At 72.8% G+C, this 22,256-nt stretch carries 18 protein-coding genes; 11 read left to right on the top strand and 7 right to left on the bottom strand.

Annotated elements, in window-relative coordinates; all coding sequences use genetic code 11:
- Window positions 1-6: 6 nt before the first annotated feature.
- A complete protein-coding gene (locus AB0R04_RS11700) occupies window positions 7-1,095 on the bottom strand; it encodes a Gfo/Idh/MocA family oxidoreductase (protein WP_363370198.1) in 1,089 nt (362 codons plus the stop codon).
- Between the two features lie 186 nt (window positions 1,096-1,281).
- On the opposite strand from AB0R04_RS11700, the gene AB0R04_RS11695 reads away from it, so the two are divergent.
- From AB0R04_RS11695 to AB0R04_RS11680, 4 genes are all read left to right on the top strand, one after another.
- Complete coding sequence (locus AB0R04_RS11695) at window positions 1,282-2,061, top strand: HAD-IIA family hydrolase (protein ID WP_063349252.1); 780 nt, start codon at window positions 1,282-1,284, stop codon at window positions 2,059-2,061.
- 83 nt (window positions 2,062-2,144) lie between these two features.
- Entirely contained in the window at window positions 2,145-3,413 is a 1,269-nt protein-coding gene (locus AB0R04_RS11690; protein ID WP_363370196.1) for a low temperature requirement protein A, read from the top strand.
- A 78-nt stretch (window positions 3,414-3,491) separates the two neighbouring features.
- A complete protein-coding gene (locus AB0R04_RS11685; RefSeq protein WP_363370194.1) occupies window positions 3,492-4,220 on the top strand; it encodes a uracil-DNA glycosylase in 729 nt (242 codons plus the stop codon).
- A gap of 195 nt (window positions 4,221-4,415) precedes the next feature.
- Window positions 4,416-5,513 (top strand): glycoside hydrolase family 6 protein, encoded by a 1,098-nt coding sequence (locus AB0R04_RS11680; protein ID WP_363370192.1) that lies wholly within the window; start codon window positions 4,416-4,418, stop codon window positions 5,511-5,513.
- Window positions 5,514-5,617: 104 nt separating this feature from the next.
- On the opposite strand, the gene AB0R04_RS11675 is transcribed toward AB0R04_RS11680, so the two are convergent.
- The 4 genes from AB0R04_RS11675 to AB0R04_RS11660 form a co-directional block, all read right to left on the bottom strand.
- Window positions 5,618-7,477, bottom strand: a complete 1,860-nt coding sequence (locus tag AB0R04_RS11675; RefSeq protein WP_363370373.1) for a galactose oxidase-like domain-containing protein — start codon at window positions 7,475-7,477, stop codon at window positions 5,618-5,620.
- A 156-nt stretch (window positions 7,478-7,633) separates the two neighbouring features.
- Window positions 7,634-9,718: a cellulose synthase catalytic subunit gene (locus tag AB0R04_RS11670; RefSeq protein ID WP_363370190.1), complete on the bottom strand. Its 2,085-nt coding sequence runs from the start codon at window positions 9,716-9,718 to the stop codon at window positions 7,634-7,636.
- Between the two features lie 623 nt (window positions 9,719-10,341).
- The gene (locus AB0R04_RS11665; RefSeq protein ID WP_363370188.1) at window positions 10,342-11,061 is read right to left on the bottom strand and encodes a 3-oxoacid CoA-transferase subunit B; all 720 of its coding nucleotides are present in this window, start codon (window positions 11,059-11,061) and stop codon (window positions 10,342-10,344) included.
- Between the two features lie 4 nt (window positions 11,062-11,065).
- A complete protein-coding gene (locus tag AB0R04_RS11660; RefSeq protein ID WP_363370186.1) occupies window positions 11,066-11,827 on the bottom strand; it encodes a CoA transferase subunit A in 762 nt (253 codons plus the stop codon).
- A gap of 332 nt (window positions 11,828-12,159) precedes the next feature.
- Between AB0R04_RS11660 and AB0R04_RS11655 the strand changes: the two genes are divergently transcribed.
- The 6 genes from AB0R04_RS11655 (at window position 12,160) to AB0R04_RS11630 (ending at window position 18,223) form a co-directional block, all read left to right on the top strand.
- Window positions 12,160-13,434 (top strand): substrate-binding domain-containing protein, encoded by a 1,275-nt coding sequence (locus AB0R04_RS11655; RefSeq protein ID WP_063349258.1) that lies wholly within the window; start codon window positions 12,160-12,162, stop codon window positions 13,432-13,434.
- A 5-nt stretch (window positions 13,435-13,439) separates the two neighbouring features.
- The gene (locus AB0R04_RS11650; protein WP_363370184.1) at window positions 13,440-14,252 is read left to right on the top strand and encodes an ABC transporter ATP-binding protein; all 813 of its coding nucleotides are present in this window, start codon (window positions 13,440-13,442) and stop codon (window positions 14,250-14,252) included.
- 59 nt (window positions 14,253-14,311) lie between these two features.
- Window positions 14,312-15,118 carry an ABC transporter ATP-binding protein gene (locus tag AB0R04_RS11645; RefSeq protein ID WP_363370182.1) on the top strand — a complete coding sequence of 269 codons (807 nt, stop codon included), beginning with the start codon at window positions 14,312-14,314 and terminating at the stop codon, window positions 15,116-15,118.
- Window positions 15,118-15,984 (top strand): branched-chain amino acid ABC transporter permease, encoded by an 867-nt coding sequence (locus AB0R04_RS11640; RefSeq protein ID WP_063349260.1) that lies wholly within the window; start codon window positions 15,118-15,120, stop codon window positions 15,982-15,984. Before AB0R04_RS11645 ends, AB0R04_RS11640 begins: the two co-directional genes overlap by 1 nt.
- A gap of 251 nt (window positions 15,985-16,235) precedes the next feature.
- Window positions 16,236-17,321: a branched-chain amino acid ABC transporter permease gene (locus AB0R04_RS11635; protein ID WP_347878547.1), complete on the top strand. Its 1,086-nt coding sequence runs from the start codon at window positions 16,236-16,238 to the stop codon at window positions 17,319-17,321.
- Window positions 17,318-18,223 (top strand): alpha/beta hydrolase, encoded by a 906-nt coding sequence (locus AB0R04_RS11630; protein WP_363370179.1) that lies wholly within the window; start codon window positions 17,318-17,320, stop codon window positions 18,221-18,223. Before AB0R04_RS11635 ends, AB0R04_RS11630 begins: the two co-directional genes overlap by 4 nt.
- A gap of 106 nt (window positions 18,224-18,329) precedes the next feature.
- Here the strand turns inward: AB0R04_RS11630 and AB0R04_RS11625 are convergent, their stop codons facing one another.
- Window positions 18,330-19,610 carry a hypothetical protein gene (locus tag AB0R04_RS11625; RefSeq protein ID WP_063349262.1) on the bottom strand — a complete coding sequence of 427 codons (1,281 nt, stop codon included), beginning with the start codon at window positions 19,608-19,610 and terminating at the stop codon, window positions 18,330-18,332.
- Window positions 19,611-19,999: 389 nt separating this feature from the next.
- Complete coding sequence (locus tag AB0R04_RS11620; RefSeq protein ID WP_244293667.1) at window positions 20,000-20,590, bottom strand: VTT domain-containing protein; 591 nt, start codon at window positions 20,588-20,590, stop codon at window positions 20,000-20,002.
- 511 nt (window positions 20,591-21,101) lie between these two features.
- Here AB0R04_RS11620 and AB0R04_RS11615 point away from each other — a divergent pair.
- Window positions 21,102-22,193 (top strand): LLM class flavin-dependent oxidoreductase, encoded by a 1,092-nt coding sequence (locus tag AB0R04_RS11615; protein ID WP_363370177.1) that lies wholly within the window; start codon window positions 21,102-21,104, stop codon window positions 22,191-22,193.
- The last annotated feature ends 63 nt before the right edge of the window (window positions 22,194-22,256 follow it).

Genomic DNA, 22,256 nt, shown 5'->3' with positions numbered 1-22,256 from the left:
CAGCCCTCAGCCCAGGCGGACCGTGGTGCCTGTGGCGGCGGAGGCCCGGGCGGCCTCCAGGACGGCCAGGGTGGCCACCGCGTCGCGCGGGTCGACCGGGGGCGGGGTGCCCGGGGAGGCCAGGGCGGCGGCGATGCCCGCGTAGAAGGCGGGGTAGTCGCCCGGTTCGGTGGGCAGCGCGATCGAGGACTCGTCGGTGCCGAGGGTGCCGTACTGCGAGGGCTGGTCGGCACCCCACGGGCGGGCGCCGTCCGGTCGGTGCCCGGCCCGCAGCTCCGCCTCCTGCGGGTCCATGCCGGGCTTGACGTACCCGGCGGCGTCGCCGAGCACCCGCAGCCGGGGGCCGATCAGCGGGGTGATGGCGCTGGTCCACAGGTGCGAGCGGGTGCCGGAGGCGTGGGTGAGGGCGAGGAAGGCGTCGTCGTCGACGACCGCGCCGTCCCGGCGCACGTCGACCTCCGCGTACACCGTCTCCACCGGGCCGAACAGCGTCAGCGCCTGGTCCACCAGGTGGCTGCCCAGGTCGTACAGCGTGCCGCCGACCTCCGCCGGGTCGGCGAGCTCGCGCCAGCCGGGCTTGGGCTTCGGGCGGAACCGCTCGAAGCGGGACTCGAAGCGGTGCACCCGGCCGAGCGCGCCGCCCCGGACCAGCCGGGCGGCGGTCAGGAAGTCGCCGTCCCAGCGCCGGTTCTGGAACACGGAGAGCAGGGTGCCCCGGGCCTCGGCGAGCTGGCACAGCTCCAGCGCCTCGGCGGCGGTGCCGGCCAGCGGCTTGTCGACGACGGTGGCCAGCCCGGCGCGCAGGGCGGCGCGGGCGAGCGGGGCGTGGGTGCGGTTGGGCGAGGCGACGACGACGAGGTCGAGCGCGTCCGGGTCGGCGAGCAACTGCTCGGGGGTGTCGACGGCGCGGGCGCCGGGGTGCTCGCGGCTCAGCTGCTCGCGGCGCTCGGGGCTGGCGGTGACCACGGCGTCCAACCGCAGCCCCGGCGTGGTGGCGATGAGCGGGGCATGGAAGGCGGAGCCGGCCAGGCCGTAGCCGATCAGGCCGACGCGGAACGGGCGGTCCGGGGAGGACGAGGGGGTCGAGGCGCTCATGCGCCCACTCAATCACGAGGCGCCCGGTTGCTCCCGGTTTCGCAGGGGGCGGGGCCAGGGAGGCGGGGCGGGGCGGTGGTGCCGGTCCCGTGGGACGGAACGCGCTGTCGTCGGGCAGGCGTGCGGATTAGGCTGTGCCGCGTCAGGGCCTTCGACAGACGTTGCAACACTTCGGGAGACACGCACGTGGCAGACCGCAAGCCCATCGAGTCCTGGCTGACCGACATGGACGGCGTCCTCATCCACGAGGGCACGCCCATTCCCGGTGCGAAGGAGTTCCTGCGCAGGCTGCGGGAGTCCGGCAAGCCGTTCCTGGTCCTCACCAACAACTCCATCTACACCCCGCGCGACCTCAGCGCCCGCCTGGCCGGGATGGGCCTGGAGGTGCCGGAGGAGTGCATCTGGACCTCCGCCCTGGCCACCGCCAAGTTCCTCAAGGGCCAGCGTCCGGGCGGCACCGCCTACGTGATCGGCGAGGCGGGGCTCACCACCGCGTTGTACCAGGCCGGTTACGTGCTGACCGACAACAACCCGGACTACGTCGTCCTCGGCGAGACCCGCACCTACAGCTTCGAGGCGCTCACCAAGGCGATCCGCCTGATCAACCAGGGCGCCCGGTTCATCTGCACCAACCCCGACGAGACCGGCCCGTCCCCCGAGGGCGTGCTGCCGGCCACCGGCTCGGTCGCGGCCCTGATCACCAAGGCGACCGGCGTCGAGCCGTACTTCGTCGGCAAGCCCAACCCGCTGATGATGCGCGAGGCGCTGAACACCGCCGGGGCCCACTCCGAGACCGCCGTCATGATCGGCGACCGGATGGACACCGACATCGTCGCGGGCATGGAGGCTGGCATGGAGACCATCCTGGTGCTCACCGGCCTGACCGCCGCCGCAGACGTCGAGCGCTTCCCGTACCGGCCGACCCGGGTGGTCAAGTCGATCGCGGACCTGGTCGAGCTGGTCTAGCCTCTGCGGTGCTGTCATGGGCCCCGTCCCGGCCGGTCGCCGGGCCGGGGCCCGTTTCGTACCTGTGGGGAGGCAACGGCGCAATGAGTGCGACGGGGGATGCGGGGCCGCCGGAGGCGCGGCGGGATGCCGGGGGCGTCGGCGGGGAGGCCGACGAGAAGCGGGTCACCTGGGCTGAGCTCTACTTCGACCTGGTCTTCGTCTTCGCGATCACCCAGGTCTCCGGGCTGCTGCACCACCACCACGACGCCACCGGGCTGGCCCGGGCGCTGGTGGTGTTCGTGCCGGTGTACTGGTGCTGGGTGGGCACCACCGTGCAGGCCAACATCCGGGACGTGGACAACCTGCGGGACCGCCTCGGCATCCTGGCGGTCGGGCTGGCCGGCCTGTTCATGGCGCTCGCCGTCCCGGGCGCGTACGGCGGGCGGGGCGTGCTGCTCGGCGCCGCGTACTGGCTGGCCCGGCTGGTGCTGCTGCTCCTGCTGATCCGCCTGCCGGGCGTCTGGCGCGGCCCGTACGGCGCCGGCGTGCTGGTCAGCGGGCCGCTGCTGGTCGTGGGCGGGCTGTTGCCGGACGGGCCGCGGCTGGCCCTGTGGGCGGCGGCAGCGCTCTGCGACCTGGCCGCGCCGCTGGTGTTCCGGCGGCGGCTGGCGGCGGTGGCGTACCACCCCTCGCACATGCCGGAGCGGTTCGCGCTGTTCCTGCTGGTGGCGCTCGGCGAGTCGATCGTCGGCATCGGCGGGACGGCGGCCGGCGCCCGGCTGGACATGGCCGAACTCGCCGCCGTGGCCGTGGCGTTCACCATCTCGGCGGGGCTGTGGTGGCAGTACTTCGTGTACGCGGCGGACGCCATGCGGTACGCCGTCGAGGTCGCCGACTCCCGGCGGGACGTCGTCCGGCGGATCTTCCAGTACGGGCACCTGGCGCTGGCCGCCGGAGTGATCGGGGTGGCGGTCGGCTTCGGGGAGACCGTCGCGGACCCGTGGCAGGCGCTCGGCCCGGGGTCGGTGGCGCTGCTGTACGGCGGGTGCGGGCTGTACCTGCTGACCTTCGGATACACCCGCTGGATGATGTTCCGCAAGGTGGCGGCGACCCGGCTCGGTGCGGCGGCGGTGGTGCTGGGGCTGGCGCCGGCGGTGGTGCGGCTGCCGGCGCTGGCGGTGCTGGTGGCACTGGCGGTGCTGCTGGTGGCGCTCAACGTGGTGGAGCACGTCCGGGTGGTGCGGGCGGCCGGTTCGGGCCCCGCGCCGGTGGCTCCCTCGGGGTCGGCGCTGCCTGTAGTTCCCGCTGGGGCCCCGCTGCCTGGTGGGTCCGCGCTGCCTTCTGCGGCTTCTGCGGCTTCGGCGGAGTGAGTTGTCGGTGGGGCTGTGTAGCGTTCGGGGTGAAAGAGGGCGTGCGGCACAACAGCCGCGGTGTGGGAGGTAGATGTCGTGACGGACACGGTCGAGGCGGGCGTGGTGGAGGCCGGCGAGGGCGGCGGGCTGGAGTTGCCCGAGTCCTGGCGCCCGGTGCTGGGCACCGAGACGGAGAAGCCGTACTTCGCCGAACTGGCGGCCTTCGTGGCGGCCGAGCGCGCGCAGCACCAGGTGTTCCCGCCGAGCGGCCAGGAGTTCGCCGCGCTGGAGGCCACGCCGTACGAGAAGGTCCGGGTGCTGGTCCTCGGGCAGGACCCGTACCACGACGACGGCCAGGCCCACGGCATGAGCTTCTCGGTGCTGCCCGGCACCAGGACGCCGCCCTCGCTGCGCAACATCTTCAAGGAGCTGGACGCCGACCTCGGCATCCCCGCCCCGGACAACGGCTACCTGATGCACTGGGCCGAGCAGGGCGTCCTGCTGCTCAACGCGGTGCTCACGGTGCGCGCGCACGAGGCCAACTCGCACAAGGCGAAGGGCTGGGAGAAGTTCACCGACGCCGTGATCAAGGCGGTGAGCGAGCGCGAGGAGCCGGTGGTCTTCGTGCTGTGGGGCAACTACGCGAAGAAGAAGCTGCCGCTGATCGACACGTCCAAGCACGTGGTCGTGCAGGGGGCGCACCCGTCGCCGCTGTCGGCCAAGCTGTTCTTCGGCAGCCGTCCGTTCTCGCAGATCGACACGGCGCTGGACGGCTTCGGCGGCGAGTCGATCGACTGGCAGGTGCCCAACCTGAAGCAGGGCTGAGCACCTGGGGCTGAGCGCCCGGGAGTTGGGTGAGGGGTGGTCCGGGCGGGCGGGGTCGCCCGTCCGCCCGCTCACGGCCACCCGGCGTTCACCGCCCGTCGCGGGCGGGCGGTGGCCGGTGTGCTTAGCTGGTGCCGACCGGTCGCCGGACCGGTTCTGGGGGAGGGGCGGTACGTGCGCCGGGTGGGACGGGTAGTGGCAATCCGACGGGCCGTGGGGGCGGCCCTGGTCGTGCTGTTGGCGGGGGCCGCGGGCTGTAGCGGTTCGACCGCCGGATCGGCCAAGGGATCATCCGGCGGCCCGGGCGGCGGGGCCTCGGCCGGTGCCGCGGCCGGCGGGACCGCCGCCGTACCCACAGCCGCGCCCACCGCCTCCGCCGCGAACCCGGGCACCGGCCCCGCGAGCCTCGCCCAGCTCCCCGGCCAGGCCTTTTACGTCTCCGACCAGACCAACGCCGCCCGGCAGGTGACCGTCCTGCGCGGCCAGGGCCGGCCGGCGGAGGCCGACACGCTGCTGCGGATCGCCGCCCAGCCCTCCTCGCAGTGGCTCGGCGAGCAGGGCGCCAAGGAGATCGCCGAACAGGTCAGCCGCCGGGCCGCCGAGGCGGACCGGACAGCGGTCTTCGTCGCCTACAACATCCCGCACCGCGACTGCGGCCTGTACTCGGCCGGCGGCGCCGCCGACGCCGCCTCCTACCGGGCCTGGATCAGCGGTGTCGCGGAGGCCCTCGGCGACCGCAAGGCCTGGGTGGTGCTGGAGCCGGACGCCGTCGCGCACACCCTGGACAGCTGCGGGATCAAGGGCGACCTGGCCGCCGAGCGGTACGGCCTGCTGGCCTTCGCCGTGCAGGAGCTGAAGAAGCGTCCGCAGGTGCGGGTCTACCTGGACGCGGGCAACCCCGGCTGGTCGCAGGACCCGGCCGAACTGTCCACCGCGCTGCGCAAGTCGGGGATCGCGGCGGCGGACGGCTTCGCGGTGAACGTCGCCAACTTCTACGACACCGGCCGCAACACGGCCTACGGCGGCCAGCTTTCCGCCGCCCTGGGCGGGAAGCACTTCGTCATCGACACCAGCCGCAACGGCAACGGCCCGCTGGGCGGCGACGCCTGGTGCAACCCGCCCGGCCGCGCGCTCGGTGAGCGGCCGACCGCCGACACCGGCCGGGCCGGGGTCGACGCCTACCTGTGGATCAAGAACCCGGGGGAGTCGGACGGCGAGTGCGGGCGCGGCGAGCCCCGGGCGGGCGAGTTCTGGCTGCCGTACGCGCTCGGCCTGGCGCAGGCCGCCCGCTGAGGGGGCTGATCCGCACCAGTGCCGGCCCGCACCAGTGCGGGTACGTGCCAGGCCGCGACGCGCCAGTGCGAGTCCGTACCAGGCCGTGACGCACCCGGTGTCGCTCAGCCGGTCACCTGGATCCAGCGCGCGACCGACGGAGTGCCGGCGGCGTCGGTCAGGAACAGCATGTACCAGCCGGGCGGCAGCAGGTTGGGGTTGGCGGGGAGCGTGAGCGAGACCCCGTCGGCCGTGCGACCGCTGATGTCCAGGGCCACCGACCGCTGTTCGACGTCGGTCACGTGGGTGACCGAACTCGGCCGGATCAGCTTGGCGGTGGCGACCGCGTCCGGCCGGGCGGTGCCGATCCGCACGGTGGTGCCGAGCTTCGCGGCCTCCGGCGCGGCGGCCACCTGTGGGCGGTCGCCGTGGAACAGGTACGGCGGGGTGTAGATCTCGATGCGCTGCTCGAAGCCGCCCGGCGTGGTCTCGGCCTTGTCCGCGAACAGCGGGTTGGAACCGAGCACGGCCACCCGGCCGTCCGGCAGCAGCAGCGCCTCGGAGTGGTAGTTGCGGCCGACGGCGGGCTCGGCGGCGGTGCTGAAGCTGTTGGTGTCCGGGTGGTACACCTGCGCCTTGAGCAGGTCGCTGGCGCCCCGGCCCCGGTAGCCGCTGGAGCCGCCGGTGGTGAACACGGTGTCGTCCGGGAGGATCACGCTGTTCAGGTAGCGGGTGCCGCCGGCCGGCAGGTCCGGGCCCGGGGTGAAGGCGGGCTTGGCGGCGGAGAGGTCGACGATGTCGGTGCGGGCGGTGGACAGCGGCGACTCGCCGACGCCCCCGCCGCCGAGCACCATCACCTTCTGGGCCTGCGCGGGCGGCAGCAGCACCGAGGACGAGGTCTCGGTGAGGGCGGGGTCGCGCAGGCCGGGGACGGGCTGGAAGCCGTTGTTCGACAGGTCCCACACCCCGGGGTCGCGGCCCTTGTCGGCCGGGCCGTAGCCGCCGTTGGAGCCCGAGTAGAAGAGCTTGCCGGAGGCGGTCAGGAAGATCGACGGGTAGGTCGGGAAGTAGCGGTCCGGGCCCTTGGACCAGGTCTTGTTCTTCGGGTCGTAGATCTCGTTGTCGTTGCCGTTGAGGATCTCCCCGGTGTCGTCCAGGCCCGAGACGGTGACCACCCGTCCGTCCCCCAGTCCGGTGAGCGTCGGGTACCAGCGGGCGTACGCCATGTCGGTGACCTGCTCGTACAGCTCGGTGTCCGGGTTGAACTCGAACGCGGAGCGGATGCCCTGGTACTCCTGCTTGTCCAGGGTCAGCTTCGTGCTCTGCCCGTACAGGTTGTGGGCGTCGACCCCGGCCAGGCCCTTGATCCGGTACTGGGCGGGGGAGTCGGTGACGTAGTCGGCGCCCTCGCCGACCGCCTCGACGAACACGTGCTGCTCGCCGGCGGTGACGACGGCCTGCTTGCCGGCGCCCGTCTTCACCGCGGCCGGGACGGTCACCGGCACGGTGGAGGCGTACTCGCGTCCGTTCGGGCCGACGAAGACGGTGCCCTTGGGGAACGTCCTGGCGCGCTCGGGGCTCTCGTTGCGCACCCGCATGACGCCGGCCGCCCTCTTCACCACGCCCGCCAGCTTCTCGTACCGCTGGGTGCCGCCGGCCACCAGGACGCGGCCGTCCGGCAGCGAGGCGTGGCCGCCGCAGAACATGTCGGCCGGGGTGGGTATCAGCTTGTAGGTGTTCGCGGCCGGGTCCCAGAGCAGGCTGCGGAAGCTGCCCGCGTCGAAGCGCTTCTCGTCGTTGCCGGAGCCGGCCACGATGAGGACCTTGCCGGTGCGCAGCAGCGTGGCGTGGACGGCGTTGACCCGGAACTCGGCGGGGAGCGTGAGGGTCTGCCAGTGGCCGTACTCCGCCTTGTAGTCGGGGCGGTTGATCACGTACTGGTGGTACTGCTGGCTGGCGAAGCCGAGGACGGCGGGCGCGTTCATCCCGGCGACGGTCAGCGCGACGGTGCTGCCGAGGGCGAAGCGCTTGGTCCGGCCGGTCTTGTGGATCTTCACGGTGGTTGGTCCCCTCGTGAGGTTCGGGAGCTCGTGAGGTTCGGGGTGGCTGGCGGGTCGGGGGTGCTGGCGGGTCGGGCGGCTTCAGCGGGTGGTGGTGGTGCGCTCCGCCCGGTCGGGTGCCGCGGGGACGCCCAGCGGCGCGGCCGGCGCGGCCCGGCCGTGCCGGGGATCGCGGGCGTGCCGGGGACGGCGCTTCTCCAGGACGACCCTCGGGGTCGCCGCCGGACCGCCGGTGACGGTGAGCGTGGCCGTGGGCCGGGTGCGCCGGCGGCGGACGGCGTCGCCGGCCAGCACCAGGATCGGCAGCACGGTCAGGACCAGGGCGATCCAGGCCCAGGTGCGCATCGCGACGTGGTCGTAGCCGGTGAAGAAGGAGGCCGCTATCGCGCCGCCGAACACCAGCGTCCAGAACAGGTGGAAGCGGAAGGTGCTCACCCGGTCCGTGCTGGCCGAACGGCCCTTCGGCGTCACCACGAAGCGGCTGCGCCGCCGCAGCAGCGCCTGCACCAGCGAGGCCGCGTAGACCGGGCCGCAGAGCGCGGACATCAGCATGCCCGCGACCCCGGAGGAGCCGGCCGGCTCGTGCGGGCTCACGTTGTGCTTGCGGTTCCAGGTGTAGAGCAGCAGTTGGAGCGCGGCGGCGTCGCTGTACAGCATCATCCAGATCTCGGAGGACACGTGGACCCCCGAGGCGCCGAACACCAGGTAGAGCACGCTGGACAGACCGCCGAGCAGCCAGGTGAGCGCCGCCATCGGGTAGAAGCCCACCATCAGCGAGTAGTTGAGCAGCCGCCCGGGCGACAGCCGCCAGAGCACCCGCCAGTACTGGGTGAGCAGGGTCTCGTAGGTGCCGCGGCTCCAGCGCAGCTGCTGGGAGAAGAAGTCGGTCCAGGAGGACGGGCCCTCGCCGACCGCGAGCACGTCCGGGGTGTACACGGATTTCCAGCGTTCACCGGTCTCGGCGTTCCGGCTCCGGTGGAACTCCAGGCCGGTCGCCATATCCTCCGTGATGGAGTCGTACAACCCGCCGATCGACTGGAGCGCACGGATTCTGACGGCGTTGTTGGTGCCGACGAACATGGGCGCGCCGTAACGGTTTCCGGCGCGCTGGATGAGTGCGTGGAAGAGGTACTGCTGGCTCTCGGAGAATTTGGTGACGGCCGATCCCGAGCTGCGGTAGTTCCCGTACACCTGGGGTCCGACCACGAATGCCACGTCGGGGTCGCGGAAGTAGCCGAGCATCCGCTCGCAGAAGTCCGGCAGCGGGACGTGGTCGGTGTCCACCGAGACCCAGAAGTCGTAGTCGTCGCCGTGCGCCTGCAGCCAGGCGTTGTAGTTGCCGTGCTTGGTGCCGGTGCGGAACCGGCCCTTGGGCTGGTTCCAGTACGGGCGGCCGAAGCGGCTGAAGTGGCGGACGCCCAGCTCGGTGCAGAGCGCCTGCATCGCAGGATCGTTTCCCTCGTCCAACAGCCAGACGTCGTACGGGCCGTCGTGCCGGACGGCGCGGGCCGCGACCAGCGTGGCCCGCACCATCTCCGCCGGCTCCTTGCCCGGCACGCAGGCGGTGACGAACGCGACCCGGGTACCGGACTCCGGCGTCACCGGTATCGGATCGCGGGCGACGAGCGTGGCGTGGGTGTTGGACACGACGTTGACCAGCCGGAACACCTCGACCACGGCGATGATCCCGATCATCACCTGGTCTCCCAGCAGCACCAGGGTGTGCGTCTCGCCGGGGCGCTCCGGCCAGTGCTCCGGCAGCAGCAGCCACACCAGCAGCACCACCTCCACCAGCGGGGCCGCCACCATCAGCAGGGCGGCGCGGATCCGGTGCGGCTCGCGGCGCAGCAGGCTGCGGTACTGGACGCGGTAGGGGGCGGTGGGGGGCTCTTGCGCGGCCTCTTGCGCGGCCTCTTGTACGGCCTGGTGCGCGTGCCACGGTGTCGGCGGGGCTCCGTGCCGGGCGGGCTCGGGCCGGTAGACGCCGCCACCGAGGTCGTCCTCCTCGTCCGGGTCGTGCGCCGGGCCGGCCAGCCGGCTGAAGTGACCGTAGTCGTACGGGGCTTCGGGTACGGGAACGGCGGCCAGGTCGTCGTCGAGCCGCCGCCCGGCGCCTCGCCCGCGGGCCGTCACGGCGTCCTTCTGTCGCGCGAACGGCGTGGTCATCGTCTGCTCCCCCCGGCCGGGGCCCGGCCGGGGCGGCGGGCCCGTTGGTACGTGTTCAGACCGGGGGTATGCGATCCGCCGTCCCGTGGCGCGCCTGGCCGGCCGCGTTCGGCGGGGCTGGTTCGCTCCCCCCGGAGCTTTGCTTCGCCTTGCCTCTTGCCTCGAAAGCCGTCCCCGTGAAACACCGCCCGGTGGACCGCCGTTGTTTCCAAGCGGTTTTCGGGCCGTCATTCGCGTCATGCGTCTGCTTGCGCCGGTGGGCGTTTGCGAGCGGAATTCATTGCGCGCCTGCGGGGACTTCGAATGCGGATCCCGGCGCGCTCCCGGCTTCCCCTCCGGGCACGCGGGATCCACAGCGCCCCCAACTCTCCCGGAGGGCAACCGTGATCGCAACCGGTCTGGGAAATGATCACCGCGCAAGCATGAAGATCCTACGGTTCCCGGCCAATCCGCACCGCAGTGGTGCTAATGCAGCGAATTCGGCGGACGGGGCGACGGCAGCGGCGGCACGGAGGCAAAGCGAACGGCCGGACCTCCCCGACGGGAGGTCCGGCCGCTGCTGCGGGGCGGGGTCGGTGTGTCCGGTCCGGTTGGTGCTGGCCGGTCCGGTCGACCCGGTCTGGTCAGAGCGGTGGAAGGAGGGCGGCGCCCGTCGCGGCCTGGACGTCCGCGAACCCCGTGCCCGGGGCCGTCTCCACCACCCGCAGCCCGTCCGGCGTCACGTCGATCACGGCCAGATCGGTCACGATCCGGTTGACAACTCCTCGGCCGGTGGCGGGAAGTGAGAGTTCCTCGACGATCTTCGGGGAGCCGTCCCGGGCGGTGTGCTCCATGACCACGATCAGTCGACGGGCCCCGTGCACGAGGTCCATCGCGCCGCCCATGCCCTTGACCATCTTGCCGGGGATCATCCAGTTGGCGAGGTCGCCGGCAGCCGAGACCTGCATGGCGCCGAGCACCGAGACGTCGATCCGGCCGGCCCGGATCATGCCGAAGGAGAAGGCGGAGTCGAAGTACGAGGCGCCGGGGGCGATCGTCACCGTTTCCTTCCCGGCGTTGATCAGATCGGCGTGCTCCGCGCCCTCGACCGGGTACGGGCCCACGCCCAGGATGCCGTTCTCCGAGTGCAGCACCACCTCGACGCCCGGCGGGAGGTGACTGGGGATCAGGGTGGGCAGGCCGATGCCCAGGTTCACGTACTGGCCGTCGCGCAGTTCGCGGGCGGCTCGGGAGGCCAGGGCGTTGCGCGGGTCGAGGCCGGGCTGCGGGTGGCGGACGGCCTGCGGTCGGTGGGCGGTCTGCGGGGTGGGCGCGGGGGACCGGGTGCTGGTCGGGGTGGACATCGGTTCAGGCCTCCTGGAGTGCTGGGCGGACGGTCCGGCGCTCGATACGGCGGTCCGCGGGATCGGCGGCCACCACCCGGTCCACGTACACGCCGGGCAGGTGCACGGCGTCCGGGGCGAGTTCGCCCGGCTCGACGATCCGGTCCGCCTCGACCAGGGTGATCCGGCCCGCGGTCGCGCAGAGCGGGTTGAAGTTGCGGGCGGCGGCGTGGAACACGCAGTTCCCGTGCCGGTCCGCCACCTCGGCCCGGACCAGCGCGAAGTCCGCCGTGATGGCCTCCTCCAGCAGGTACCGGCGGCCGCCGAACTCCCGGACCTCCTTCGCCGGTGAGGCCAGTGCCACCGAGCCGTCCGCCGCGTAGCGCCAGGGCAGCCCGCCCTCCTCGACCTGGGTGCCGACCCCGGCCGGGGTGTAGAACGCGGGGACGCCGGCGCCTCCGGCGCGCAGCCGCTCGGCCAGCGTGCCCTGCGGGGTGAGCTCCACCTCCAACTCGCCGGAGAGGTACTGCCGGGCGAACTCCTTGTTCTCGCCCACGTACGAGGAGGTCATCCGGGCGATCCGGCCCGCCCGCAGCAGCAGGCCGAGCCCCCAGTCGTCCACCCCGCAGTTGTTCGAGACCACCTGGAGGCCGGTGGTGCCGGTGTCCGCCAGGGCACCGATCAGGGTGCTCGGGATGCCGCAGAGGCCGAAGCCGCCGACGGCCAGCACCGCGCCGTCGGGGATGTCCCCGACCGCGTCGGCGGGGGAGTCCAGGACCTTGTCCAAGGGATCACCTCGTGAGGAGTGGGATACGGGAGAGGGCACGCCCGGGCCGGGCCCGGTGGGATGGCTCGGCGGCCGCCGCCGGACGGCTGCCGAGCCCCTCCACCGTCACCGGACGCGGGCCGCCGCAGCCATGGCGGCTCCCGCCATGGGCGGGTACCAGCCCGTGTCGGCCGGCCACACCCGGACGTCCGGGGAGCGGCGCTGCCCGGGTGGTATGTCGGCCGGAGCCACATCACGATGGGCCGATGCGTCGCCCGGGCACATGTCGCCAGTCCCACCGCACACCTACGGTTCCGGCATCCACCCCGCCGCACCCTCAGGAGTCGGTCATCATGCGCAGCTCGACAGCCCCCACTCGGCCCGCCTCCGGCGCCCGCCCGGGCGAGACCCTGACCGGCGGCCCGGCCCGGAAGCTCGCCGCCGTCGCGGCGTGCGTCCTGCTCGCCGCGGGCTGCGCCAAGGCCGGCACCGCCGGGACGGCCTCGGCGGACGGTGGTGGTGCGAAGAGCCCGGTCAAGGTCGGCCTGGTGTACTCCAAGACCGGACCGCTGGCCGCCTACGGCAAGCAGTACCTGGAGGGCTTCAAGGCGGGGCTGAGCTACGCGACCAAGGGCACCGGCGCGGTCGACGGACACAAGGTCGAATTCGAGGAGCAGGACGACGCGGGCGACCCGGCCAAGGCGGTGTCCGCCGCCAAGGACCTGATCGGCAAGGGCTACAAGGTCCTGGCCGGCTCCACCGCCTCGGGCGTCGCCCTCCAGGTGGGCCCGATCGCCGCCCAGAACAAGGTGCTCTTCGTCAGCGGCCCGGCCGCCGCCGACAAGGTCACCGGTTTGAACAAGTACACCTTCCGTTCCGGCCGCCAGTCCTTCCAGGACATCCGCACCGCGGCCTCGTTCATCGGTGACGCCAAGGGCAAGAAGGTCACCGTGCTCGCTCAGGACAACGCCTTCGGACAGGCCAACGTGGCTGCCGTCAAGGCCGTGCTCGGCGCCCAGGGCGCGACGGTCGACCAGGTGCTCGCCCCGCCGAGCGCCACCGACCTCACCCCGTTCGCCACCCAGGCCAAGACCGCCAAGCCCGACCTGCTGTTCGTCGCCTGGGCCGGCGACAGCTCCTCGGCCCTGTGGACAGCGCTCAACCAGCAGGACGTGTTCGCCGACACCAAGGTCGTCACCGGCCTGGACCTGGCCGCCTCCTACCCGCTGTTCGGCCCGGCGGCCGAGAAGATCTCCTTTCTGAACCACTACTTCAGCGGCGCCGCCGGCACCCCGGTGGAGAAGGCCATGGACGAGGCCGTCACCGCCGCCGGCGGGAAGACCGACATCTTCACGCCCGACGGCTTCACCGCCGCCCAGCTGATCGTGCACGCCGTCGAGGCCAACCACGGCTCCACCGACGACACGTCGGCCCTGGTCAAGGCGCTGGAGGGCTGGAGCTTCGACGGGGTGAAGGGGCGCACCACGGTGCGCGCCGAGGACCACGCCCTCCTCCAGCCGATGTTCCAGGCCCGGCTGACCGGCACCGGGGCCGCCGCCAAGCCCTCGGTGGAGAAGGCCCTGACCGCGGACGAGGTGGCGCCCCCGGTCACCCCGATGGCGGGCTGATCCCGATGCCCGCTCCCACCGCCCCCACTCCCTCCCCGGCCGGTTCCCCGGCCACGGCCACGGCCTCGCCCGCCCCGGTGCTGCGGCTGGACGGACTCGGTTGGTCCGTCCGCGGGGTGCCGATCGTCGAGGACGTCTCCTTCTCGGTCGGCGAAGGCGAGTTCATCGCCTTCATCGGCCCCAACGGCGCCGGCAAGACCTCCCTCTTCAACCTGATCTCCGGCATCTATCCGGCGACCCACGGCAGCCTCCACCTCGACGGCGTGGACGTCACCGCCGAGGCCGTGCACGCCCGGGCGCGCCGCGGCCTCGGCCGCACCTTCCAGACCTCCTCCCTCTGGCCGGGGATGACCGTCGCCGACCACGTCCGACTGGCCGCCCAGGCGGCGGCCGGACCGCGCGCCTCGTACCGGCTCTGGCGCCGTGCCGACCGGTACCAGGAGCAGCTGGCCGAGACCCTCCACCGCACCGAACTCACCCACCGTGCGGACACCTTGGCGGGCGCGCTCTCGCACGGCGAGAAGCGCAAACTGGAACTGGCCGTCCTCCTCGTCTCCGATCCGCGGCTGATCCTGCTGGACGAGCCGATGGCCGGGGTCAGCGCCGAGGAGGTGCCGGCCCTCACCGAGCTGATCCGGTCCGTGCACCGCGACCTGGGCCGGACCGTCCTGATGGTCGAGCACCACATGGACGTCCTGCTCGGTCTGGCCGACCGCCTCGCGGTGATGCACCACGGCACGCTGCTCGCGCTGGACACCCCCGAGGCCGTGATGGCCGACCCGACCGTGCAACAGGCCTACCTGGGCGAGGCGCTGTGACCTCCTCTCCGCTTCCCTCGCCCGTTTCCACCTCCACCGCTGCCTCTGCCTCCGCGGCCGTGCCTACGTCTCCTGCCGCCCCTCTCCTGTCCGTTCGCGATCTGCGGGTGGTCATCGGCGGGCTGCACATCCTGCACGGTGTCGACCTCGACGTGGCCCCCGCCGGGGTCACCGCGCTCCTCGGCCGCAACGGCGCCGGCAAGACCACCACCGTCAAGGCCGTGATGGGCCTGGTGCCGCGCACCGGAAGCGTCCGCTTCTCCGGTGTCGAACTCGCCTCCCTTCCGACACATCTGGTGGTCCGTCACGGCATCGGCTACGCCCCCGAGGACCGGGGGATCTTCGCCGGCCTGACGGTCGCCGAGAACCTCCGCCTCGCCGAGCGCGCCGTCCGGGGCGGGGGCGAGGCGGACGAGCCGAACTATCCGCTCGTCCACGAGCTCTTCCCCGAACTCAAGCAGCGGGCCGGCCAGTTGGCCGGGACGCTCTCCGGCGGCCAGCAGCAGATGGTGGCGATAGGCCGGACGCTGCTCAACCGCAACCGGTTGATCATCGCCGACGAGCCGACCAAGGGTCTGGCGCCGAAGATCGTGGCTGAGGTGGCCGAGGTGCTGGCGCGAGCGGCCGAGGCCGTGCCCGTTCTCCTGGTTGAGCAGAACCTCGCCCTCGTCCGACGGCTGGCCGGCACCTGCGCCGTCCTGGCCGACGGTCGTACCGCCCACCGGGGCGACACCGCCGAGCTGTTGGCCGACGAGGAGGCCGCCCGCCGCCTGCTCGGCGTCGGCTCCCGTCACCCGCTCGCCGGCGGACCCCGGCCCGCCGCTTCTCCGGCCGCCCCTGTCGTCACCGTGGAGGTGAAGCCCTGATGGACACCGTCGTCCTCCTCTCCTGTACCGGACTAGGTCTTGGTGCGCTGTACTTCCTGGTCGCCTCCGGTCTGTCGTTGATCTTCGGTCTGATGGACGTGCTCAACTTCGCGCACGGCGCCCTGCTCTCCATCGGCGCCTACGCCACCTGGTGGGCCGGTACCGAGGCCGGCCTCTCCTTCTGGCTCGCGGTGCCGTTCGGCACCCTGGTCGGAACGGCCGCCGCCGTCCTGCTGGAGCTCTTCCTGATCCGCCCGCTCTACAGCCGGCCGCGCGATCAGATCCTCGCCACCGTCGGGGTCGGGCTCGCCGTGCCCGCCCTCCTGATGGGGGTCTGGGGCGCGGACGCCCGCCCCTTCCCCCAGCCGGCCGTGCTCTCCGGCACCTGGCACGTGCTCGGTGCGACCGTCCCGGTCAACCGCTTCGTGCTCGTGGCCGCGGCCGCGCTGCTGCTGCTCGCTCTTCGGTTGTTCCTCGCCCGTACCCGCTACGGGCTGATCGTCCGGGCCGGCGTCGAGGACCGGGCCATGGTCACGGCGCTCGGCATCGACGTCCGGAAGGCGTTCACCCTCGTCTTCGCCATCGGCGGGGCGGCCGCCGCGCTCGGCGGTGCCCTCGGTGGCCTCTACTTCGGTTCGGTCAATCCCGGCCAGGGGACCGGGCTGCTCATCTTCGCCTTCGTCGTCGTGGTGATGGGCGGCATGGGCTCCGTCACCGGGGCCGCCGTCGCCTCCGTGGGCGTTGGTCTCGTCCAGCAGTTCGCCAACTACTACACCGGCGCCGGGCTCGGCGACCTCTCGGTCGTCGTCCTGCTCGCCGTGCTCCTTCTCGTCCGACCCCGTGGACTCACCGGGAGGCTCGCGTGAGCGCCGAAACTCCGATCACGAGCACCGGTGGCCCCGCGGCCGACCGCAGCGCCGCCACCATGACAGAGGGGACTGACACCAGCCCTGCCATGACCGCCATGCTGGCAGAGGGGACTGACACCAGCTCCGCCAACACCGTCACTGTGGCAAGGGGGACTGACACCAGCCTTGCCGAGACCCATTGTGAACACACGACCGACCTCGGCGCCATCCCTCGAACAGGTGATTCAGTCACTAATCGCTGGACGCCGGTGCACAGAGCGCTACGCTGGTGGCCGATCGCCCTGCTGATCACGCTCCTTGTCGCCCCATATAGTGCGCTTCCCGTCCCGGGACTGCTCGACGGCCCGCTCGGCAGCCCCGGCAGCCTGCAACTGCTCGCCCTGTGCCTGCTCTACGGGGCCCTCGCCTCCGGCTACGACCTCCTGCTCGGCCGTACCGGACTGCTCTCCTTCGGCCACGCGCTCTACTTCGCGACCGGCCTCTACGCCACCGACCTCGGGATGCTGGAACTGCGACTGCCGTTCGCCGCCGCGGCGGTCTTCGGTGTCGCCTGCACCGTCGCGCTGGCCCTGCTGCTCGGCTCGGTCAGCCTCCGCGTCACCGGCATCGGCTTCTCCATGGTCACCCTCGCCTTCGCCCAGGCCGGCTCGATCCTCGTCCAGCGCAACCCCGGTGGCGTCACCGGCGGTGAGGAGGGCCGCTCCGCCCCGGCCGACCTGCTGCCCTCCGGCCTGCTCGGGATCGAGAACACCGCCAACCTCTACTGGATCGCCGTCGGCTACCTGGTGCTGACGGTCGCCGTGGTCCACTGGGCCGTCAACTCGCCGGCCGGTCGGGTCTGGGAGGGGATCAAGGAGAACGAGCGCCGGGTGGAGGTGCTCGGACTGCGCCCCTACGGCTACAAGTTGGTCGCCTTCGTGCTTGCCGGCGGCCTCGCGGGGCTGGGCGGGGTGGTCTACCTGCTGCTGACCGGCGGCGCCACCCCGCAGGCCGCCGGCTCCGACGCCACGCTCGCCCTGCTGGTGATGGTGGTGCTCGGCGGCTCGGGGACCCGCTGGGGTCCGCTGCTCGGCGGTGTCCTCTACACCTGGGCCAGCCACCGGCTCGGCGACCTCGCCAACTCGACGACGATCGCGGACCTGCCCGCGGTCCTGCGGGTGCCACTCTCCCAACCCCTGTTCCTGCTGGGCACCCTGTTCGTCGCGGTGGTCTACCTGCTGCCCGGCGGCCTGGCTAGACTGCCTGCCCGCATCCGCGCCGCCCGATCCGCCCGTGCGGTCCGCACTCCGGCCGCTGCCCGGACCGCCCGTCCCACCGGAGGTACCCCCGCGTGAGCCAGTCGCCCCTGAAGCCCGAGGAGTTGACCGTCGCCGTGCCCGGAGGGGAGCTGGCGGTCCTGCGCTGGCCCGCCGCCGAGCCGGGCGCCCCGACGATCGTGGCGGTGCACGGCATCACCGCCAACGGCCTCGCCTGGTACGAGGTCGCCCGTCAACTCGCCGGGCGGGTCACCCTGCTCGCGCCCGACCTGCGGGGGCGCGGCGGGAGCCGCGCGGTCGCCGGGCCGTACGGGCTGGCCCGGCACGCCGACGACGTGGCCGCACTGATCACGGCCCTCGGCACGGGCCCGACCACCGTGGTCGGCCACTCGATGGGAGCCTGGGTCACCGCCCTGGCCGCCGTCCGGCACCCGGAACTCGTCCGCCGGGTGCTGCTGGTGGACGGCGCGCTGACCTTCCCGCTGCCGGAGGGCATCCGTGAGGAGGACGCGCTGGCCGCGGTGCTCGGCCCCGCGCTGGCCCGGCTGTCGATGACCTTCCCGGACCGGGACGCCTACCGGGAGTTCTGGCAGCAGCACCCGGCCTTCGGGACGGCCTGGTCGGCGGAGATCGACGCCTACACCCAGCGCGACCTGGTCGGCGTCGAGCCCGAACTGCGCTCCTCCTGCGTGCTGGAGGCCGTACAGACCGACGGCGCCCAGGTCCTGCTGGACCGGGACGCGGCCACCGCAGTGCACCGGCTGCCCTGCACGGCCGAACTGCTCTGGGCCGAGCGCGGCCTGCTCGACGAGCCCCAGGGCCTCTACGACCACCAGCGGATCGGGCTGGCCGGGCTGGACCAGGCCCGGGTGCCGGCCTCACTGGTGCCGGACACCAACCACTACTCGATCCTCTGGGGAGAGCCGGGGGCCGAGCGCATCGTCCGCGGCCTGCTCGCGGACGTCACCGCCGCGGGGTAGCGGGCCCGGCTCCGACGACGGCGGCCGGCGGGGTCCGTCCACCCCGCCGGCCGCGCCTGTCCCGGTCTGCCCTGTCCCGGCCCGCCCTGTCCCGGTCTGCCCCGTCTCAGCCCGCGGCGCCGAGGAAGGTCTCCCAGCCGCCGCTCGGCGCCTGGCCGACGTTGAGCGTGCGCAGCTTGCGCAGGGTGGACTGGTCCTGCACCTCCAGCCACTCGACCAGCTGCCGGAAGGAGACCAGCCGGACGTCCGGCTTGCCCGCGATGGTCTTGAGGGTCTCCTCGACGGCGTCCATGTAGATGCCGCCGTTCCACTGCTCGAAGTGGTTGCCGATGAAGAACGGCGCACGGTTGCTGTTGTAGGCGCGGTCGAAGCCGGCCAGGTAGGAGTCCTTGGCCTGGGTGCGCCAGTCGTTGTACTTGGACGGGTCGCCCTTGGTGCTGCCCGCGGACTGGTTGGCCAGGATGTTGTAGTCCATCGACAGCACCTGGAAGGTGTGCCCGGGGAACGGGATGGACTGCAGCGGGAAGTCCCAGACCTTGCCGTCCTGCACCTTCTGCGGCCATATCTGCAGGCCGCCGGAGGAGCTGGCGTCGTACTTCCAGCCCAGCTTCGCGGCCGTCGGCAGGAGCGCCTTCTGACCCTCCAGACAGGGGGTGCGGCCGCCGATGAGCTCCTTCTTGTAATCGAAGGGGAGCGGGTCGACGTCGGTGAAGCCCGTGTTGGTCCGCCACTGGGTCACGAAGCCGATCGCCTGGTCGATCTCGCTCTGCCAGTCCTCCGGGGTCCACATGTTGACCCCGTTCTTGTCCGGGCGGCTGGAGCAGAAGTGCCCGTTGAAGTGGGTGCCGATCTCGTGCCCGGCCAGCCATGCCTGGCTGACGAGCTTGAGCGTGCTCTTGACCGCACCGTCCGACAGGTACGGGATGTCGGAGGCGCCGACCGAGTGCTTCGGCGGGTGGTACAGGTCGGCCTTGCCCTTGGGCAGGGCGTAGATCCCGGAGAGGAAGAAGGTCATCGTGGCCTTGTACTGCTCCGCCAGCTTGAGGAAGCGGGGGAACTGGCCGTCGTCGGTGCCACCCGCGCCGTCCCAGGAGAACACCACGAACTGCGGCGGCCGCTCACCGGGCTTGAGCTTCTCGGGCTTCGGCTGGTTCGGCTGCGGGCCGGTGTCGGCGTTGGAGCCGTCGCCGATCGGAGTGCCCTTGGGCACCCCCGTCTTGGTCGGGTCGGTCGTGCCCGCCGGGGTGGTGCCGGGGCTGCCGCCGGTCGTGGGGGAGGAGGAGTTCTGGCTCGAACCGGATCCGCTGCTGGAACAGGCCGCGACCGCGCCGAGGGCCGCGGTCGCAGCGGTCGCACTGAGCACCGTCCTGCGCGAGATGCTGGTCATGGTCTCCCCTGGGTGCCGATTCCGGTGGTGAGGGCGGCCCGGGGCCGCACCGGTCAAATCGGGCAATTGATGAATTTTCCGCCGTTAGCATGCCATGTGGCCGCAGCGGCCACCAAGGCCGTCGACCCTCTACGAGAGTCAACACGTCAGCAGGGCCGGGCTGGGCTGCAAGGATTCGTCGTCTGTTGCCGTCCTGTGACGCTTCGCTCCTCGCGCCGCCAGGGGAGTACGGTACCGCCGGTCCGGCGGGGCGGGTCAGAGTTCGTCAGCGCTCGGTACGGCTCGTCGCCCGTCCGGGCAGATCTCGCCCATGGCGGGGGCGCGGCGAGGGGCGAGGCGAGGGGCGACCGGGACGCCCGGGGCCGGGGGTGCAGGCCGAGGCGCAGCGGTCAGAGCGCGGCGAGCCGTCGTCGGTTGCGGCGCACTATTCGCGCGATCGCGGTGCTGACGATGGTGGCAGCGGTGCAGGACACCGCGAGGCTCAGCCAGGCGGTGTCGAACCAGTGGCTGTTCAGCCAGCCCAGCGTCACGATGTAGGCGGCCCAGACCAGCGCCGCCAGTGCCGACCAGTGCAGGAAGCGGTGCGGGTGGGCGGGGGAGTGGCCGATGGCCACGTCCAGGACGGTCCGCCCGGCCGGGACGAACCGGGCGACCACCACCATGGCCGCGGCCGCCCCGTGAGGGCGTTCGACCAGGGCCTGTTGGACCCTGGTCACGCTGGCCGCCAGTTCCGGGCGCCGGGCGAGCCGGCGCTGGAGCAGCGGGGCACCGCGCCGGGCGAGGTGCAGGAGGAGGAGGTCGCCGAGGAAGGAGGCCACTGCCACGCCCAGGCCGAGCAGCACCGGGGCGCCGTCGATCCGCGCCGTCTTGAGCACCGCCAGGATGACCAGTGTCCCGCTGGGGATGAAGGGCAGGAGGGCGTCTCCGAGCACGGCGAAGAGCGCCAGGGCGCAGATCCACGAGGATCCGATCGCCGCCACGAAGTTCAAGGCCTGTACTCCCTCCACGCCGCCCGGGGGAGCAGGTGGCCGCTGAGGTCAACGCTAGCGCCTCGACTTTTCATGCCATGAAGCACCCCGGTATGCCGCGGGTCACAGACCCCGGCCCCGACCTGCGCAAAGGCGCGAGCCCTCCACCCGGTGACTTCCGGCGCCGGCATGAAGTCGCCAGGAGTGTCCGCCCGCTGGCTCTCCGTCATCCGAATGGTCGGTCGGCGGCACCGTACCGGGCCGTGCCCGCCGGCGCTGGGCGGGATCGAAGCGAGGCCGAAGCGGGGCCGGCGTACGGGTCGGAGCGGGCCGCTGCACGGGCCGCGGTGGAGCGGGCGTGAGGTCGGCGCGGTGGTCGGTGTGCAGGTCGGAACGTGCCGGATGCGGGAACAGTCGGCCCGGCGCGGTGGTTGACCCCGGTCGGCAGCAGCGACCGCCGGGCCACCCGAGACCCGCGGTCGCCCACCAGGGCCGGCTCAAGAAAGCCAGAAGGGCGGACGGCATGACCACCGAGGACCAGCAGGAGCACCCGACCGAACCGCGGACCGGCGCGGCGATCCGGGGCACCGCCCGCGGAACGGCGCCCGCCCCGCTCTCCATCCTCGACCTGGCCACCGTGGGCGTCGGCTACACGCCCGCCGAGGCCCTGGCCGCGACCACCGCGCTGGCCCGCAACGCCGAGCAGTGGGGCTACCACCGCTTCTGGGTGGCCGAGCACCACGGCATGCCGGGAGTGGCCAGCTCCACCCCGGCCGTCCTGCTCGCCCACCTCGGCGCCAACACCACGACCCTGCGGCTGGGCTCGGGCGGGGTGATGCTCCCCAACCACGCCCCGCTGGCCATCGCCGAGCAGTTCGGCCTGCTGGAGGCCCTGCACCCGGGCCGGATCGACCTGGGGCTCGGTCGCGCCCCCGGCACCGACCCGGCCACCGCCCGGGCGCTGCGCCGCGGCCGCGCCGAGGGCGCCGACGACTTCCCGCAGCAACTCGCCGAGCTGACCCACTTCCTCGACGGCGACTTCCCCTCCGGCCACCCCTACGCCCAGCTGACCGCCGTCCCCCAGGGCGACGGGCGCCCGCCGGTCTGGCTGCTCGGGTCCTCCGGCTTCAGCGCCCAGCTGGCCGGCCGCCTCGGCCTGCCGTTCGCCTTCGCCCACCACTTCAGCAGCGTCAACACCATCCCGGCGCTCGACCTCTACCGGGAGTCCTTCCGGCCCTCCGCGGTGCTCGCCGAGCCGTACGCGCTGATCGGTGTGAGCGCGGTCGCCGCCGAGGACGAGGGTGCGGCCCGTCGCCTCGCCCGCTCCGCGGCCCTCGGCATGCTCCGGCTGCGGCGCGGCAACCCCGGCCCGATCCCCACCCCGGAGGAGGCCGAGGCCTACCCGTACAGCCCGGCCGAGGCGGAGTTCATCGACAGCTGGCTCGACAACGTGGTGCTCGGCGCCCCGGGCGAGGTCGCGGACGGGCTGGAGGCCCTGCGCAAGCGGACGGGCGTGGACGAGCTGATGGTCACCTCGCACATCCACGGCCACGAGGCCCGGCTCCGCTCCTACGGCCAGATCGCCGAGGCGTACGGCCTGACGGCGGAAGCCTGACGGTCGAGGCCTGAGCACGGAAGGCCTGGGCACGGAAGGCCTGAGCGGAGAGGCCCGGCCGCC

The sequence above is a fragment of the Kitasatospora sp. NPDC056731 genome, assembly GCF_040687675.1.
Classification (GTDB): Bacteria; Actinomycetota; Actinomycetes; order Streptomycetales; family Streptomycetaceae; genus Kitasatospora.
The sequence above is the reverse complement of the archived record's forward strand: the minus strand, read 5'-3'. Positions and strand labels throughout refer to the sequence as shown.

What these genes read in the sequence shown, in the direction of transcription:
- AB0R04_RS11700 (WP_363370198.1), bottom strand. Translation starts at nt 1,095, where the DNA reads ATGAGCGCCTCGACCCCCTCGTCCTCCCCGGACCGCCCGTTCCGCGTC.
- AB0R04_RS11690 (WP_363370196.1), top strand. Translation starts at nt 2,145, where the DNA reads ATGAGTGCGACGGGGGATGCGGGGCCGCCGGAGGCGCGGCGGGATGCC.
- AB0R04_RS11675 (WP_363370373.1), bottom strand. Translation starts at nt 7,477, where the DNA reads ATGAACGCGCCCGCCGTCCTCGGCTTCGCCAGCCAGCAGTACCACCAG.
- AB0R04_RS11670 (WP_363370190.1), bottom strand. Translation starts at nt 9,718, where the DNA reads ATGACCACGCCGTTCGCGCGACAGAAGGACGCCGTGACGGCCCGCGGG.
- AB0R04_RS11665 (WP_363370188.1), bottom strand. Translation starts at nt 11,061, where the DNA reads ATGTCCACCCCGACCAGCACCCGGTCCCCCGCGCCCACCCCGCAGACC.
- AB0R04_RS11655 (WP_063349258.1), top strand. Translation starts at nt 12,160, where the DNA reads ATGCGCAGCTCGACAGCCCCCACTCGGCCCGCCTCCGGCGCCCGCCCG.
- AB0R04_RS11650 (WP_363370184.1), top strand. Translation starts at nt 13,440, where the DNA reads ATGCCCGCTCCCACCGCCCCCACTCCCTCCCCGGCCGGTTCCCCGGCC.
- AB0R04_RS11640 (WP_063349260.1), top strand. Translation starts at nt 15,118, where the DNA reads ATGGACACCGTCGTCCTCCTCTCCTGTACCGGACTAGGTCTTGGTGCG.
- AB0R04_RS11625 (WP_063349262.1), bottom strand. Translation starts at nt 19,610, where the DNA reads ATGACCAGCATCTCGCGCAGGACGGTGCTCAGTGCGACCGCTGCGACC.
- AB0R04_RS11615 (WP_363370177.1), top strand. Translation starts at nt 21,102, where the DNA reads ATGACCACCGAGGACCAGCAGGAGCACCCGACCGAACCGCGGACCGGC.